Origin of the sequence: uncultured Jatrophihabitans sp. (assembly GCF_964246335.1) — a bacterium.
GTDB lineage: Bacteria > Actinomycetota > Actinomycetes > Mycobacteriales > Jatrophihabitantaceae > Jatrophihabitans.
The window spans coordinates 1-16,269 of sequence record NZ_CAXTQF010000070.1; the positions used below are offsets into that span (position 1 = coordinate 1).

General features: G+C 69.7%; 14 protein-coding genes. All 14 read left to right on the forward strand.

The window, feature by feature from the left end; all coding sequences use genetic code 11:
* On the forward strand, window positions 1-202 hold a 202-nt coding region (locus tag ACFFCN_RS15930), incomplete at its 5' end, for a hypothetical protein (RefSeq protein WP_375493205.1).
* 100 nt (window positions 203-302) lie between these two features.
* Window positions 303-4,208, forward strand: coding sequence for a DNA-directed RNA polymerase subunit beta' (locus ACFFCN_RS15935; RefSeq protein WP_375493207.1), 3,906 nt, complete (start codon window positions 303-305; stop codon window positions 4,206-4,208).
* Between the two features lie 408 nt (window positions 4,209-4,616).
* Complete coding sequence (locus ACFFCN_RS15940) at window positions 4,617-5,300, forward strand: SAF domain-containing protein (protein WP_375493209.1); 684 nt, start codon at window positions 4,617-4,619, stop codon at window positions 5,298-5,300.
* A gap of 4 nt (window positions 5,301-5,304) precedes the next feature.
* Window positions 5,305-6,465 carry a hypothetical protein gene (locus ACFFCN_RS15945; RefSeq protein ID WP_375493211.1) on the forward strand — a complete coding sequence of 387 codons (1,161 nt, stop codon included), beginning with the start codon at window positions 5,305-5,307 and terminating at the stop codon, window positions 6,463-6,465.
* 35 nt (window positions 6,466-6,500) lie between these two features.
* On the forward strand, window positions 6,501-7,814 hold the full coding sequence (locus ACFFCN_RS15950) for a CpaF family protein (protein ID WP_375493213.1): 1,314 nt from the start codon (window positions 6,501-6,503) through the stop codon (window positions 7,812-7,814).
* Window positions 7,811-8,740 (forward strand): type II secretion system F family protein, encoded by a 930-nt coding sequence (locus tag ACFFCN_RS15955; protein WP_375493215.1) that lies wholly within the window; start codon window positions 7,811-7,813, stop codon window positions 8,738-8,740. Before ACFFCN_RS15950 ends, ACFFCN_RS15955 begins: the two co-directional genes overlap by 4 nt.
* A complete protein-coding gene (locus tag ACFFCN_RS15960; protein WP_375493217.1) occupies window positions 8,737-9,657 on the forward strand; it encodes a type II secretion system F family protein in 921 nt (306 codons plus the stop codon). Before ACFFCN_RS15955 ends, ACFFCN_RS15960 begins: the two co-directional genes overlap by 4 nt.
* A gap of 64 nt (window positions 9,658-9,721) precedes the next feature.
* On the forward strand, window positions 9,722-9,943 hold the full coding sequence (locus tag ACFFCN_RS15965; protein ID WP_375493219.1) for a hypothetical protein: 222 nt from the start codon (window positions 9,722-9,724) through the stop codon (window positions 9,941-9,943).
* On the forward strand, window positions 9,858-10,400 hold the full coding sequence (locus ACFFCN_RS15970; RefSeq protein ID WP_375493221.1) for a TadE/TadG family type IV pilus assembly protein: 543 nt from the start codon (window positions 9,858-9,860) through the stop codon (window positions 10,398-10,400). Before ACFFCN_RS15965 ends, ACFFCN_RS15970 begins: the two co-directional genes overlap by 86 nt.
* Window positions 10,385-10,852: a TadE/TadG family type IV pilus assembly protein gene (locus ACFFCN_RS15975; RefSeq protein WP_375493223.1), complete on the forward strand. Its 468-nt coding sequence runs from the start codon at window positions 10,385-10,387 to the stop codon at window positions 10,850-10,852. Before ACFFCN_RS15970 ends, ACFFCN_RS15975 begins: the two co-directional genes overlap by 16 nt.
* The gene (locus ACFFCN_RS15980) at window positions 10,849-11,325 is read left to right on the forward strand and encodes a pilus assembly protein TadG-related protein (protein ID WP_375493225.1); all 477 of its coding nucleotides are present in this window, start codon (window positions 10,849-10,851) and stop codon (window positions 11,323-11,325) included. Before ACFFCN_RS15975 ends, ACFFCN_RS15980 begins: the two co-directional genes overlap by 4 nt.
* Window positions 11,326-11,482: 157 nt before the next feature.
* Complete coding sequence (locus ACFFCN_RS15985) at window positions 11,483-12,094, forward strand: hypothetical protein (protein ID WP_375493227.1); 612 nt, start codon at window positions 11,483-11,485, stop codon at window positions 12,092-12,094.
* Window positions 12,088-13,194 (forward strand): hypothetical protein, encoded by a 1,107-nt coding sequence (locus ACFFCN_RS15990; RefSeq protein ID WP_375493229.1) that lies wholly within the window; start codon window positions 12,088-12,090, stop codon window positions 13,192-13,194. The genes ACFFCN_RS15985 and ACFFCN_RS15990 overlap by 7 nt, the downstream gene beginning before the upstream one ends.
* Window positions 13,195-13,396: 202 nt before the next feature.
* Window positions 13,397-16,243 carry a hypothetical protein gene (locus ACFFCN_RS15995; protein ID WP_375493234.1) on the forward strand — a complete coding sequence of 949 codons (2,847 nt, stop codon included), beginning with the start codon at window positions 13,397-13,399 and terminating at the stop codon, window positions 16,241-16,243.
* The last annotated feature ends 26 nt before the right edge of the window (window positions 16,244-16,269 follow it).

Sequence of the window (16,269 nt, forward strand, 5' to 3'; positions counted from 1 at the left end):
CATCCCCGAGCCGGGCATCCCGGAGTCGTTCAAGGTGCTGCTCAAGGAGCTGCAGTCGCTGTGCCTGAACGTCGAGGTGCTGTCCTCGGACGGCTCGACGGTCGAGATGCGCGACACCGACGACGACGTCTACCGCGCGGCCGAGGAACTCGGCATCGACCTGTCCCGCCGCTTCGAGCCGTCCAGCGTCGAAGAGGTCTAGCCCACTGTGGCGATCTTGATGCTCGTGGAGGGTCATGACTCCGGCAGAGCATCAAGATCGCCGAACAAGCTTCTGATCAGGATCTGAGGAAGAAGGAATTTTGCTCGACGTCAACATTTTCGACGAGCTGCGTATCGGGCTGGCCACCGCCGACGACATCCGCCAGTGGAGCCACGGCGAGGTCAAGAAGCCCGAGACGATCAACTACCGCACGCTCAAGCCCGAGAAGGACGGCTTGTTCTGCGAGAAGATCTTCGGTCCCACCCGGGACTGGGAGTGCTACTGCGGCAAGTACAAGCGCGTGCGCTTCAAGGGCATCATCTGCGAGCGCTGTGGCGTCGAGGTCACGCGCGCCAAGGTCCGTCGCGAGCGCATGGGCCACATCGAGCTCGCCGCGCCCGTCACGCACATCTGGTACTTCAAAGGTGTCCCGTCGCGCCTGGGCTACCTGCTCGACCTCGCGCCGAAGGATCTCGAGAAGATCATTTACTTCGCCGCGTACCTGATCACCACGGTCAACGACGAGGAGCGCCACCGCGACCTGCCGACCCTCGAGGCCGAGGTCAGTGCGGAGAAGTCGACGCTGGAGAAGAAGCGCGACTCCGACATCGACGCGCGCGCCAAGAAGCTCGAGGGCGATCTCGCCCAGCTCGAGTCCGAGGGCGCGAAGAGCGACGTGCGCCGCAAGGTGCGCGAGGGCGGCGAGCGCGAGATGCGTCAGCTGCGCGACCGCGCCCAGCGCGAGATCGACCGCCTCGACGAGGTGATGGACACCTTCCGCAAGCTCGAGGTCAAGCAGCTCATCGGCGACGAGGTGCTCTACCGCGAACTGCGCGACCGCTTCGGCGACTACTTCGAGGGCGGCATGGGCGCCGAGGCGCTGCAGGTGCTCGTGCAGAACTTCGACCTCCAGGCGGAGGCCGAGTCGCTGCGCGAGACCATCCGCACCGGCAAGGGCCAGAAGAAGCTGCGCGCACTCAAGCGGCTCAAGGTCGTGGCGTCGTTCCTCGCCACCACGAATTCGCCCGCCGGCATGATCCTCGACTGCGTGCCGGTGATCCCGCCGGACCTGCGCCCGATGGTGCAGCTCGACGGTGGCCGCTTCGCCACGTCCGACCTCAACGACCTGTACCGCCGCGTCATCAACCGCAACAACCGCCTCAAGCGACTGATCGACCTCGGTGCCCCCGAGATCATCGTCAACAACGAGAAGCGGATGCTGCAGGAGTCCGTCGACGCGCTGTTCGACAACGGCCGCCGCGGCCGTCCGGTCACCGGACCGGGCAACCGCCCGCTCAAGTCGCTGTCGGACCTGCTCAAGGGCAAGCAGGGCCGCTTCCGGCAGAACCTGCTCGGCAAGCGGGTCGACTACTCGGGCCGCTCGGTGATCATCGTCGGTCCGCAGCTCAAACTGCACCAGTGCGGCCTGCCCAAGGGCATGGCGCTCGAGCTGTTCAAGCCGTTCGTCATGAAGCGGCTCGTCGACCTCAGTCACGCGCAGAACATCAAGTCCGCCAAGCGGATGGTCGAGCGCGCCCGGCCGGTCGTGTGGGACGTCCTCGAAGAGGTCATCCGCGAGCACCCGGTGCTGCTCAACCGCGCACCGACGCTGCACCGCCTCGGCATCCAGGCCTTCGAGCCGCAGCTGGTCGAGGGCAAGGCCATCCAGATCCACCCGCTCGTGTGCACCGCGTTCAACGCGGACTTCGACGGTGACCAGATGGCGGTGCACCTGCCGCTGTCGGCCGAGGCCCAGGCCGAGGCGCGGATCCTGATGCTGTCGACGAACAACATCCTCAAGCCGGCCGACGGCCGTCCGGTGACCATGCCGACGCAGGACATGATCCTGGGTCTGTACCACCTGACCGCGCTGCGTCCCGGCGCCGAGGGTGAGGGTCGGGTGTTCGCGTCGGCCGCTGAGGCGGTGATGGCCCGTGACACGGGCACGCTGCACATCGAGGCACCGGTGAAGATCCGCCTGCCGCAGGTGACGTCGGTCGACGATGGCACCCGCGCCGCGTGGACGCCGCCGGAGGGCTGGGAGCCGGGGCAGTCGTTGCTGCTCGAGACCACCCTGGGCCGCTGCCTGTTCAACGAGGCGCTGCCGGCGGACTACCGCTTCGTCAACTACCCGGTGACGAAGAAGGAACTCGGCCAGATCGTCAACGATCTCGCTGAGCGCTACCCCAAGGTGCAGGTCGCGAACACCCTGGACAACCTCAAGGCAGCCGGCTTCCACTGGGCGACCCGCTCGGGCATCACGATCGCCATCGACGACGTCGTCACCCCGCCGAAGAAGGCCGAGATCCTGGACCGCTACGAGAAGGACGCGGAAAAGATCGAGAAGCAGTACCTGCGTGGTGTCATCACCGAGGAGGAGCGCCGTCAGGAGCTCGTCGAGGTGTGGACCAAGGCGACCAGCGAGGTCGCCAAGGAGATGGAGAACAACTTCCCGAAGTCCAACCCCGTCTACATCATGGTCAACTCTGGAGCGCGCGGAAACATGATGCAGATGCGGCAGATCGCCGGTATGCGCGGCCTGGTCGCCAACCCCAAGGGTGAGATCATCCCGCGGCCGATCAAGGCGAACTTCCGCGAGGGCCTGTCGGTGCTGGAGTACTTCATCGCCACGCACGGTGCCCGCAAGGGTCTGGCCGACACCGCGCTGCGGACCGCCGACTCGGGCTACCTGACCCGGCGCCTGGTGGACGTCAGCCAGGACGTGATCATCCGTGAGGAGGACTGCGGCACCGACCGTGGCCTGCCCATGGCGATCGCGTCCACGCTGGCCGACGGCACGCTGGTCAAGGACCCGCACGTGGAGACCTCGGTCTACGCCCGGGTGCTCAGTGAGGACATCGAGAACCCGTCCGGCAAGCAGCCGCTGGCCGCGGCCGGCACCGACCTCGGTGACGTGCTCATCGACGAGCTCGTCGCCGCCGGCGTCAGCGAGGTCCGGGTGCGTTCGGTGCTGACCTGCGAGTCGACGCTCGGCACGTGTGCCACCTGCTACGGCCGTTCGCTGGCCACCGGCAAGCTGGTCGACGTCGGCGAGGCTGTGGGCATCATCGCCGCGCAGTCGATCGGCGAGCCCGGCACCCAGCTGACCATGCGGACGTTCCACACCGGCGGTATCGCCGGTGAGGACATCACGCACGGCCTGCCGCGTGTGGCCGAGCTGTTCGAGGCGCGCGTGCCCAAGGGCATGGCCCCGATCGCCGAGGCGTCGGGTCGGGTGCGCATCGAGGAGGCCGACGGGTCCAAGGGCTCCAGCCGCCGGATCATCGTCGTCCCGGACGACGGCGACGAGGAGAAGGAGTACCCGATCACCCGCCGCTCGCGGCCGCTGGTCAGTGAGGGGCAGCAGGTCGAGGCCGGCACCCAGCTGATCTCGGGCGCGGTCAACCCGCACGACGTGCTGCGGATCATGGGCCCGCGCGAGGTGCAGCTGCACCTGGTCCGCGAGGTCCAGGAGGTCTACCGCAGCCAGGGTGTCGCGATCCACGACAAGCACATCGAGGTGATCATCCGGCAGATGCTCAAGCGCATCACGGTGATCGAGTCCGGTGCCACCGAGTTCCTGCCGGGCTCGCTCGTCGAACGCACCATGTTCGAGGCCGAGAACCGGCGTGCGGTGGCCGAGAGCAGTGAGCCGGCCTCCGGCCGTCCGGTGCTCATGGGCATCACCAAGGCCTCGCTGGCGACCGAGTCGTGGCTGTCCGCGGCGTCGTTCCAGGAGACGACGCGGGTGCTCACCGATGCCGCGATCTCGGCCAAGAGCGACTCGCTCGTCGGCCTGAAGGAGAACGTGATCATCGGCAAGCTGATCCCGGCGGGTACCGGCATCTCGCGGTACCGCAACGTGGACGTCAACCCGACGGAGGAGGCGCGCGCCGCCGCCTTCAGCATGAACGGCTACGACGAGAACGAGTACTACGGCTTCGGCAACAACGCGCTGGGGCCGGCCGTACCGCTCGACGAGTTCGGCTACGACGACTACAGGTGAGTGAGGCGAGCGGGGCGCGAGCTTGCTCGTGCCCCCGAGCCGAGCGAACCTGTCGAGGCTCGTAGAGCCGAACACAGGTGATTGAGTCGAGGGGATAACCCTCGGTAGGCATGGGCCGGCGGCCGGTTCGCGAAAGCGAGCCGGCCGCCGGCTTGTATGCCTGCGGCGCGAGGTGGAGTCAGACCGGCTGCTCGGCGGCCCTGCGCGGGGCGGGTCGCGGGGGAAATGTCCGTGTTATCGCAAATGAACCGGCCGTGAGGCGGCTATCTGATCTCCGTTTGCTTCGGTGCTGTCCGCAACGGGTATAGCCCGGCTTACCATAGGGCGGCCGCGCATCGATTCGATCTTCCCCGGTGCCCGGTCCAGCCGCATTCGCGACCGCGCCTACCCCGAGGAGCACGACCGTCGATGACCACCACCGTCGGTAACCAAACCGTGCGCGGCCGACTCCCCGTGCAGTCTACTGATCTCCCACCATCAATAAATAAACTAGCGCTGCTGCTGATCGTCGGCGGCGGTCTGGGAGCGGGACTGATCGTCTACCGGACCGGGCAGCAGACCGACGTGCTCGTTGCTTCGCGCACCATCCATCCGGGCGACACGATGAGCGCCAGTGATTTCGACACGGTCCGTATCTCGGGCGGGTCCAGCAACACCGTTGCGGCGACCAATGAACACTCCTACATCAACGCCGTCGCCGTGACCACCGTGCCCAGCGGAGCGTTGATCAACTCGCTGATGTTCCACGCCCGCAGCGGCGTGCTGCCGAGCAACGGGCAGGCGCTGGGCATCTCGGTGCCCGCGGCGCAGCGGCCGTCCTCCCAGTTCAGTGCGGGCGACGTCGTGCAGGCCTACTACGTGCAGAGCGGCAACACCGCCGCCGGGGAGGTACCGCCCACGGCCAGCAAGATCGCCAACCCGTTGCTCGTCATCGGCGTGCACACGAGTTCCGGGGACGGCTCGAGCATCGTGTCGGTGCTGGTGGACGCCGACACCGCCGCGGCGCTCGCGATCCCGGCCAGTCACGGGCAGGTGGTGCTCACGCGGCTGCCCCCTGGCGCGAAGCCCGAGCTCTCGCTGACCGGGCGGTGAGGACGTGAGCACGGTTGCGCTGTTCACCGCCAAGGGCGCGCCCGGCGCGACCACCGACGCCATGCTGTTCGCCGCGCTGTGGCCGCGGCGCAATCTGCTGATCGACTGCGATCCGGCGGGCGGCGACATCGCCTTGCGCCTGCCGGGGGACGACGGGTCGTCCCTCGACGTCTCGACCGGCATGCTCACGCTGCTGCCGTTGGCCCGCCGGCCGATGCAGCCGACCGATGTGCTCACCCACGCACAGGTCGCGCTCGGCGGCACCGAACTGCTCGCCGGCATCGCCAGCCCGGATCAGGCAATCGCCGCGGGCAATGTGTGGTCGACTCTCGCGGACCTGTTCAATGCGCTGCCCGAGCACGACACGATCATCGATGTCGGGCGGTTGCATCCGACCTCGGCGGTGCTGCCGCTCGCGCAGCGCGCCGACCTTGCAGTCTGCGTCGTGCACGCCAGCCTCACCGGCACGATCGCCGCGCGGTCCCGACTGCGGACTGTGCTGCCCGCCCTGGCCCGCGACGGTGTCGGGCCGCGGTGCGGGTTCGTCGTGCGCGCCGAGGATCGGCGGACCGCGGAGGCCGCGGTCCGCGTCCTGCACGAGGGGTTCGAGGACCTGTGGTACTTCGGCTGGTTGCCCGACGACCCGGCGGGCGCCTCGTTGTTCGAGGGCGGTCGGGTGCCGCGGCCCGAGCGCACGATGCTCGTGCGCTCCGGCGCCACGGTCGTGGCGCAACTCGACGCCGCGCTGCCGCCGGACAGCAAGCGTGGTGCACAGTCGCCGGAACTGAACGTTGCGGCCGACGGTAACGCCCTGCCCCAGTCCGCGCCGCCGCCCGCGCCCGACGCCGCACCGTCGCAGGGCCACCGTCGTGCGCCGGACCATCCCGCTCCCGGACGCGGCCCGGACGAGCCGGCGCAGCAGCAGCCGTCACACGCGGCGGCCGACGGCTATGGGCCGGTGACCGCCGCCGAGCCGGCCGCCCAGCGCGTGGACCAGCCCCCGGCCGGCTGGGTCGCCGCCCACCACGGACCGCCGCCGGAGGGCCTGCCGGTGACCGGGCTGGCCGCGCCGGAGCAGCCGACCGGCGGACGCGCCGCAGAGAAGGCGGCCGAGCGCGCGCGGAACAAGCGCGGCTCCCTGCTGCGCCGGAAGAGTTCCGTATGAACAGGGCCTCTACAGCGCACCGGGAGGGCTGACTGATGACCGACGTCGACCAGGCGCTCATCCGAAGTCTGCGCCAGGAGGTCGCGGAACGGCTGAACCAGCAGCGGCGCAGCGACGAGGTCGCCGGCCGCGCGCCGATGACCACCGAGGACGAGCGGCAGTTCGCACGCTCGCTGATCGTGCAGGTGCTCGAGAGCCACGCGCGCGACGAGCTGAGCGCAGGCCGCACCCCGCTGTCCCCGGACGAGGAGGAGGGCGCGGCGGCCGCTATCCACGCCGCCCTGTTCGGGGTGGGCCGGCTGCAGCCGCTGCTGGACGACCCCGAGGTGGAGAACGTCGACATCAACGGGTGCGATCGCGTGTTCGTCGGCTACGCGGACGGCCGCGAGGTGCTGCACCAGCCGGTCGCCGAGACCGACGAGGAGCTGGTCGAGCTCATCCAGGTGCTGGCCGCCAACGTCGGGCTGACCAGCCGGCCGTTCGACGCCGCCAACCCGCAGCTCGACCTGCGGCTGCCCGACGGCTCGCGGATGTCGGCCGTCATGAGTGTCACGTCGCGGCCCGCACTGAGCGTGCGCCGCTCGCGTCTCGGCAAGGTCAGCCTGGAGGACCTGGTCGGCACCGGGACGATGACCCGCGACGTCGCGACCTTCCTGCGCGCCGCGGTCCGTGCCCGCAAGAACATCATGCTTGCCGGCGCGACGAACGCCGGGAAGACGACGCTGCTGCGTGCTCTTGCGAACGAGATCCCGCCGGTCGAGCGGTTGATCACCGTCGAGCGCTCGATGGAGCTCGGCCTCGACGCGTTCGAGGATCTGCATCCGAACGTCGTCGCCTTCGAGGAACGGCTGCCCAACTCCGAGGGCCTCGGCGCGGTGACGATGGCCGAGCTGGTGCGCCGCTCGCTGCGGATGAACCCGAGCCGAGTGATCGTCGGTGAGGTGCTGGGCGATGAGATCGTCACCATGCTCAACGCGATGAGCCAGGGCAACGACGGCTCGCTGTCGACGATCCACGCGAACTCCTCGATCGAGGTGTTCAACCGCATCGCCACGTACGCGCTGCAGTCCGAGGAGAACCTGCCGGTCGAGGCCACGCACATGCTGATCGCCGGCTCCATCAACTTCGTGGTCTTCCTGCGCCGGCGCAACGATTTCGAGTCCGGCGGGACGTTGCAGCGCGCCGTCGAGAGCATCCGCGAGGTGACCGGCGTGGACGGGCGGGTGATGTCCAGCGAGGTCTTTGCCCCGAACGAGGTCGGCTCGGCTACCGCGCACGCCCCGTTGACCTGTGCCGACGAACTCGCCCACTACGGCTACTCCGAGGTCGTGCGGGGGCGGTGGGCATGACCTACGGGCTGCAGCTGGCGATCCTGCTCGGCGTCGTGTTCGGCGCCGGGCTGTTCGTCGCCGTGCTCGCCGTGGTCGGGATGCCGGAGCGGCCGGCCGGCAAGCCTCCGGCGCGGCGCCGGTTGCCGCAGGGCACCGCGCTCACGTACAAGATCATCGCCGCCCTGGTGGCGGGCGGGCTGACGCTGCTGCTCACCCGCTGGATCGTCGCGGGCGTGGCCATCGCGGCGTTGGGGTTCTTCTGGGACAAGGTGGCCGGCGGCGACAAGCAGGAACGCCTCGGCATCGCGCGGCTCGAGGCGATGGCCTCCTGGACGGAGTCACTTCGCGACACGATCGCCGGTGCCGTCGGACTCGAGCAGGCGATCCCGGCCACCGCTGTCAACGCGGGTGCCGCGATCCGTCCGTCGCTGAACCTGCTGGTCGACCGGCTGCGGATCCGCGAGCCGCTGCCGAACGCCTTGTTGGCCTTCGCCGAGGACGTCGACGACCCGAGCGCCGACGTCATCTGCGGCGCGTTGGTGCTCAACGCCCGACTGCGCGGGCCGGGCCTGCGTGACGTGTTGACGGCTCTGGCCGTGTCCGCGCGCGAAGAGCTTGATCTGCGTCGGCGCATCGAGGCCAGTCGCAAGAGCGTGCGGCGCAGCGTGCGGATCGTGTTGGTGATCGTGCTCGGCGTGATGGCCGGCCTGTCGTTCTTCAACCGCAACTACGTCGCGCCGTACTCCAGCTTCGAAGGCCAGGGCGTGCTCATCCTGGTCGTCGCGTTCCTCGCCGGCGGCCTCATCTGGCTGCGGAGCCTGGCATCGAGTCGCAAGACCGAGCGCTTCCTGGTGCCCGAGGATCCGTCGGTCGCGGCGGCCCGCCGGGCCGCGGCCGAGGCCGAGGCGAACGACGCGTCCGGCCGACGATTGGCAGCGTCGTGATCACCGCGCTGTTCTGCGGCGGCGTCGTCGGTGCCGGCGTGTTCTGGCTCGTGATGATCTACGCGCGGCCCAAGCCCGGCCTCGAGACGCTCGTGCACCGCATCGACGTCGGCGCGAAGTCGATGTCGACGCGCACAGTGACGGCCCTCGAGCAGGAGAGCGGCCCGAGTCGCGTCGACTCGCTGATGAAACGCCTGGGCGACCGGCTCGAGGTCTTCGCGGCAGAGCGCAACTGGCGCCTCGGCCGGGTACGCACCGACCTCGGCATCATGAACCGCACCCTCGGCTCGTTCCTCGCCGCCAAGGTCGTCTACGGCCTGGGCCTGTTCCTGCTCGCGCCGATCGTGTACTCGGTGCTGCGGTTGGGCGGCATCGGCCTGCCGCCCGTGCTCCCGGCATTGGCCGCGGTCGCGTTCGGCCTGTTCGGGTTCTTCCTGCCCGACCTCGCGCTGCGCGGGGAGGCCGCCGAGCGCCGTGAGGACTTCCGCCGCGTGGTCGGCATCTTCCTCGACCTCGTCGCGATGAACCTCGCCGGTGGCCGTGGCCTGCCCGAGGCCCTGCTGACCGCGTCGACCATCAGTGAGAACTGGGCTCTCGTGCGTATCCGGCAGGCGCTGAACAACGCACGATTGTTCGGCGTCACCCCGTGGGAGTCGCTGTCCGAGCTGGGCAACACCATCGGCCTGGACGAGCTGCGTGACCTGTCGGCCGCGCTGAGCCTCGCCGCCGAGGACGGCGCGAAGATCAAGCAGTCGCTCTCCGCGCGGGCCGCGACACTGCGCCGGCGTGAGCTCGCCGAGGTCGAGGGCGAGGCCGGTGAGAAGTCGCAGTCCATGCTGGTCGCGCAACTGCTGATCTGCATGGGGTTCCTGATCTTTCTTGCGTACCCGTCCATCTCCCAACTCGCAAAACAATGACAACCGACGCCGTACCGGGCAGGCTGGACGACCAGCCGACCGGCGCGCGCTCTGGAGGTAACAAATGGTTCTCATGGTCGGTGTCCTGTGGGACATCCTCGTCGGCCGCGTCCAGGAAGCGCGCCGCAGCGACCGCGGCGCGTCCGCCTTGGAGTGGGCGATCATCGCGGCCGTGTCGGTCGTCATCGCGTCGATCATCGGTGCGGTCATCTACAACGTCGTGCAGAGCAAAGGCTCGTCGCTCACCAAGTGCGCCGACCAGCAGCCGGGGCAGGCCTGCAAGTAGCCGATCCCTCGCGGGCCGGCGCGGCGACCGCGGAGTCAGCTCCATCGAGCTCGCGGTCATCGCGCCCAGCCTGCTGTTGCTGATCTTCCTGGTGATCCAGGCGGCGCTGTTCTTCTACGCGCGCTCGGTGGCGCTGCAGTCGGCCCGCGAGGGCGTGTCGCAGCTGCGGCTGTTCGGACAGAGCGCGGACGACTGCAACGGGCAGGTCGCCAACACGAAAAAGGCGACGGAGACCTACGCCAAGAGCGTGGGTTCCGGCGCGCTGACCGGGGTGAACGCCGTCCCGACGTGCCAGTACCGGTGCAAGGGCGATTCGCGGGTTCTGGTGGTCGTCCACGGCCGGGCGATCAGCCTGATCGGCCTGCGCCTCGGCGTGCAGGAGCAGGCCGAGGGTCGGGTCGAAACGTTCCAGCCCTACAGCTCGAATGCCCAGGACGACTCATGTCCCAACGGCTGACCGACCGCGGATCGCTCGCCCTCGAGTACGTCATCGTGGCGCCGCTGTTCCTGATCGTCTTCGGGCTGGTGTTCGCGTTCTTCCGGGTGACGCAGCTCAACAGCCTGCTCGACGCCGGCGCGCGCGACGCGGCGCGCGCCGTCAGCATCGATCCCGACCTGTCGTACAGCAGCGTGCTGCGGGTGGCGCAGGAGTCGGTCAAGTTCGAACTGAACGGCGGGCTCGGCGGCTGCAATCGCGACAACGTATCCGTCGACGTGCGGTCGTTGAACGCGAAGACCTACCAGGCCTATCCCAAGGGCACCGACCTGCACCCGGGCGACGTCGCGCGCATCCTGGTGAGCTGCACCTACTCGCTGTCGGACCTCGGGCTGCCGATCCCGGGGCTGTCCGGGCTGCACGCCACCTCCGTCTTCGCCGCCATGGTCGACCCGAACAGGTCCGAGCAGTGAAACGCGACGACCGCGGCTCGATCACCCCGATGATCCCGGTGCTGATGTTCGCCCTGCTGCTGCTCGGCGGGCTCGTCATCGACGGCTCGCGCGAGCTGAACGCCCGTGGCGACGCCCGCGCCTACGCGGAGGAAGCCGCCCGGGCCGGCGCGACCGCGATCGAGCAGAACACGCCGCAGGAGATTCTCGACGTTCCCTTGGCGACGGCGCGGGTCAAGCAGTACTGCAACGCCATAGAGATCAAGACGCGGGCCAACGTCGAGGTCCAGGACTGCGATCTCGACGCGAAGCCGTTCGACGACGCGATGACCTGCGACGGCACCGAGGAACAGATCGTCGTCAACACCGTCGTCACCGTGCACACGGACACCACGCTGCTCGGCATGGTCGGCTTCACGCAGTTCTCCGCGTCGGCGCACGCGTCGGCGCGGGCGTATGAACAGACGTTTGACCCGAAGAAGCCGTACTGCTGAGCACGGCCTCAGGTTGCGTCGCGTGATCGCCGGGTCGTGCGCTAAATTCCGGCCAAATCGGATACTCGGCCCGACAGGACCACCTGGTCGGGCTCACGCACGTTTCACCCGACATCCCGCGGGGCATGTTGGTCTGGACAGGATCGGGGGGCACCCAATGCGAACTACGGGCCGGACGCTCGTCGGCGTGCTCGCGTGCGCTGCCGTCCTGCTCGCTGGGTGCACGTCCAGCGCTGCGCCGACGCCGAAGGGTCCGCCGTCCGGGTCCGCGACGCCCACGAGCGCCGCGCCAACCACTACCAGCGCCGCGCCGACCTCGGCGACGCCTACGCCCAGCGCGAAGCCGCTCTCCGCGTTCGAGCAGGATCCCGCGGTGCAGGGTATGCGCAAATTCTTCACACAGGCTGCCCGCACGATCAACACCGGGCACGTGATCGACGACCAGCTACGCGCGCTCGTCACGCCGTACGTCGCCGAGCAGATGAAGCGGGTCACCGGCCCGGACGTCGGCACGTACTACCCCGGCCCCGTGCCGTTCCAGCCCACCGGTGTCGTGGTCAACAGCGCCGGCAACAAGACGATCGCCGGCTGCATCGAAGCCAACGGCTATGCGCAGAACCCGAAGACGCACAAGCCGGCACATCCGCGGCAGATCGTCGGAGTTCGGGTGAACATGCTGCAGGTGTCCGGCCGCTGGCTGGTGAACGGTCTGCCGTTCACCAAGAGTGTTTCTTGCGCCGGCGTGACAGTGAGGACTCAGACATGGTGATGCGACGGTTGCTCGTCATCGTCGCGGTGTTGGTCGCTGCAGCGGTGGGCGCGGCGACGCCCGCTCTCGCAATCGGTGATACCTCCGGCACCGGGCCGGGCGGCGGCAGTGCTGGCGGCGATCAGACGCAGGGTTCGGACAGCGGTTCGGCCTTCACGACCGCGGGTCGATGCGCCCTGTACGCCAACTCCTCGTCATTCGGGATGGCCTGCGTCGGCGGCGGCGGTGGCGCGACGCCCCCGACGATCCAGCAACTGCTCGGCAAGGGCCAGAAGCCCCCGGTCTGCTGGGACACGTACCTGAAGCCGGTGTTGGCGTTCGTCAAGTACGGCGTCGTGCAGCCCCCCGACGCGGGGTACAACACGTTCTTGCACACCTGCCTCACCGGCCTGAACCTCGATGCGCCGCTGGCGCAGCAACCCGGGCTGAACCTGCGACAGACCCTGATCGATATCGACAAGACGAAGAGCCGGCCCTGCAGACCGCCGAACGGGGACGTCACGGCGCCGCTGCCGAACGAGTTCGCCGGTGTGAACATGACCTGCTACCTGCAGGTCCGGAACCCACAGACGAAGGTGACGCAGTTCATCGCGTCGCAGCCCGCGACCATCCCGAGCGTCACCATCGTGACGCACCCCGCCATCGATCACGTCCGTACCCAGGTCGACACGACCTTCACCGACCACGTGCCGTGCCCGGGGTGCTCGGGCCTCGGCACCAAGACGAAGGTCGTGGACGAGGGCGGCGGCGTACGGATGTGGGCCCAGATGGACGGGCTCAACGACCCGGAGCCGTTCAAGATCCTGCCGCGCGGGCACACGGACACGGATCAGTGGAACGGGCCGGACGAGCAGAAGTGCGCCGGGACGGCCGCACTGACATCGCCGGACCGGTGTCATTACACGTACCGACAGTCTTCGAGCCAGCAGGCGGGTCACTATTACCCGTTCCGTGCAGTCGCGACCTGGCGCGTCTTCTACGACGACGGCACGGGGCCGAAGCAGCTTGCGCTGTTCCACAAGTACGACGACGTGCGGCTGCCCGTGTCCGACGTGCAGACGTTGGTCATCCCGGCCTCGAACCCGTCCAGCGGCGGCTGACGCCGACGTCCGATTCGTCCGTTCCTGCGAATTTCTTGGCCCCTGGATTGCGCTGAAGGGCAATCCGACCGGCAACTTTGGGCATAACTGCGGCACCGGGTGGACTGCGGCAGCCGACGCTGTCAGAGTCGATCTCGACAGAGAGAACGGATATCGGCTCGTGATCGCCGGACGCGGCGAGCGGGCACGGTGGGAGCTGGTCATGACGCAGACGACGCAAGGTCCTCGACGGACCACCGACCGACTGCCGCGCGGCGACGCTGCGGGCCTGAACCGGGGCAAGGAAATACGTGTCGGCCTGCTGGGCGCGCTGGGCATCGTCGCGCTGCTGATCGGTGTGCCGGTCGCACTGTCCATCTTCGTCGGCTACCCGTTGCCGCGCTCGGCGCCGTCGAAGGACTGGCTGACCCAGTCGGTCACCGCCACGCTGATCATCAAGATCCTGGCCTGTGTCGTCTGGCTGCTCTGGGCGCACTTCGCGGTCTGTGTCATCGCCGAGTGGCGCGCCCTGCGCAACGGCCGGTTGCCCGGCGACGTGCCGTTCGGCGGCGGCAGCCAGATGCTCGCGCGCCGGCTCGTCGCCGCAGCCCTGCTGCTTGCCGGCACCGCCACCGCATTCGGCAACCTCGCCTCGACGAGCTCCGCATCCGGCCCCACCATGGGCCAGACCGTCGTGCAGAGCGTGCAGCACCCGTCGCTGAACGCCGCCCAGCAGCAGCAGGTGCGCGAGAACGTGGCGCAGGCGCAGGCCGAGCAGGCCGCCGAGTCGCACGCCCACGAGGTCAACGTGGGCCAGGGCGCCAAGACGTACACGGTGCAGCCACCGGACGGGCGTCACCACGACAGCCTCTGGGACATCGCGCACCGGACGTTGGGCGACGGCCGGCGCTACAAGGAGATCTTCGAACTCAACAAGCACCGCACCCAGCCGGACGGTCGCAAGCTCATCGACGCCAACCTCATCCAGCCGGGCTGGCAGCTGCACCTGCCGGCGGACGCGTCCGGCCCTGGCGTGCACATCGCGCACACGCACGTCGCGCCGACGACTCCGACGACTCCGCAGCCGGCCCCGGCCACGCCGTCGACCCCTGCTCCGCAGCCCGCCGCGCCGGCGGCCGGTGCGCACGCCGCGGCCGGCGACCACGCCGCCGCGCGGGCCGAGCAGCCGGGCGCCGCCTGGCAGTCCGACGCGATCGGTGGCGGGCTGATGCTCGCCGGCATCCTGCTCGCGCTCACTGCCCGCCGCGGCCCGTACGCGGTGGCAGACGACCACGAGCAAGCGCTGCAGATGCATGCCGACATGGGTCTCGCCGGTGATCTCGACCGCGCCCTGCGCAACCTTGCCGCCGCGCGCCGCGCACAGGGCCGCGAGCTGCCGCAGCCGGTGCTTGCCTGGGTGTCCGGCGAGCAGATCGCGCTGGCCAACGTCGGCGGCGACGTCGCCGAGCCCCCCGCGCCGTGGCGGCTGGCCGACGACGGACGCAGCTGGGGCGCGAGCTTCGCCGACCTCATAAGCGTGGGCGATGCCACCGACCTCGCGCAGGTCGCCGCGCCGTACCCGGGCCTGCTGTCGGTCGGTCGCGACAGCGGTCACGAACTGTTCGTCGACTTCGAGCAGGCGCCGGGCGTCGTCGGGGTCGGTGGCGATCTCGAGCGGGCGCACGAGCTGCTCATCGGGCTCGCTGCGCAGGCCGTCACCAGCGCATGGAGCGACGGCGCGACCGTCACCCTGGTCGGGTTCGGGGACGCCGCAGAGGTCGCCGAGCTGGAGCCGCACCGGATCAACCAGGCGCGCGACGTCGCCGACGTCATCGCGCAGCTCGAGCGCGAACGTGACACCGTGGCGCAACTGCAGGCCACGCTCGGCATCGACGGCGTGCTGGGCGGCCGGCAGGCGCGTCGCTCGCGCGACTGGCAGCCGCACTTCGTCCTGCTGTCCGCGCCGCCCAGCGACGCCGAGACCACCCGACTACAGGAGCTTGTCGGCCGCGGCCGCTCGCCCTTCGTCGTGCTGGTCGTCGGCGACATGCTCGACGCCGGCTGGCGGTTCGCGATCGCGCAGGACGGCCGCATCGACCTCGGGCTGCTCGGCAACAGCGCCGACGCGCACCGCCTCGCGCGCCGCTCACTGCGCCAGCTCGTCGAACTGCTGCACAGCGCCGGCGACCGGGCGAAGGAGAGCGCACAGCAGGTAGCGCAGTACTCGCCGCACGCCAGCCTGCCGCTCACCCCGGACAGCGGCGTCGATGCCCTGCCCGTCCCGGACGTGCGGGTGGGCCGGCCGCGTGCCGGCAAGGAGCTCGCCACCGTCTCGCTGCTCGGTCCGGTGACCGTCGACGGCGCCGGCGAGCTGGACCCGGCGCGGCGCGAGCTGCTCACCGAGATCGTGGTCGCCGTCGCGATCGATCCGCAGGGCGTGCACGAGGCCGTACTGCGCTCGTCGATCTGGCCGCGCGGCGCGTCCGACGAGGTCTACGAGGCCGCGATGCGCGACGCCGTGGCCTGGATGGGCAATGGCACCGACGGGCGCCCCGCGTTGCGGGAGAGCGACGGCCGCTGGACTCTCGGCGACACCGTGCGTGTCGATTGGGAGGAGATGCAGGTCGGCGTGCGTGAGGCGGTCGGCGCGACCGAACTCGACACCTTGCGCGGTGTCATCGAGCTGTTCCGCGGCGAGGCTTTCTCCGGCACGCCTGCGGGGCGGTACGGCTGGCTCGCCTTCGCCCGTGCCGGCCGGGACGCGCGCGTGGTCGGTACCGCGGTTGTGCGCCGCGCCGCCTCGCTGTTGAGCCAGGCGCACCGCGACGCTGACGCCGAGGCCACGCTGCGGCGCGGCCTGGAGCTGGTGCCGACGTCCGAGCTGCTTTGGCGCGACCTCTTGCAGCTCACCGGCGGGCGCGGCCCGGACGCCGCGGCCGCCGTCGCCGCGCAGATGTACGAGGTGCTGCAGCGGCACCGCGTGTGGGCCGAGCCGGAGACCGACGCGCTGGTCGCCCAGCTGGCGCCGCGGTACGACGGCCCGACGCCGGCCGCCGAAGCCGCCGGCTGACGAGGCGGCCGGCGTCGGGCCGTCGT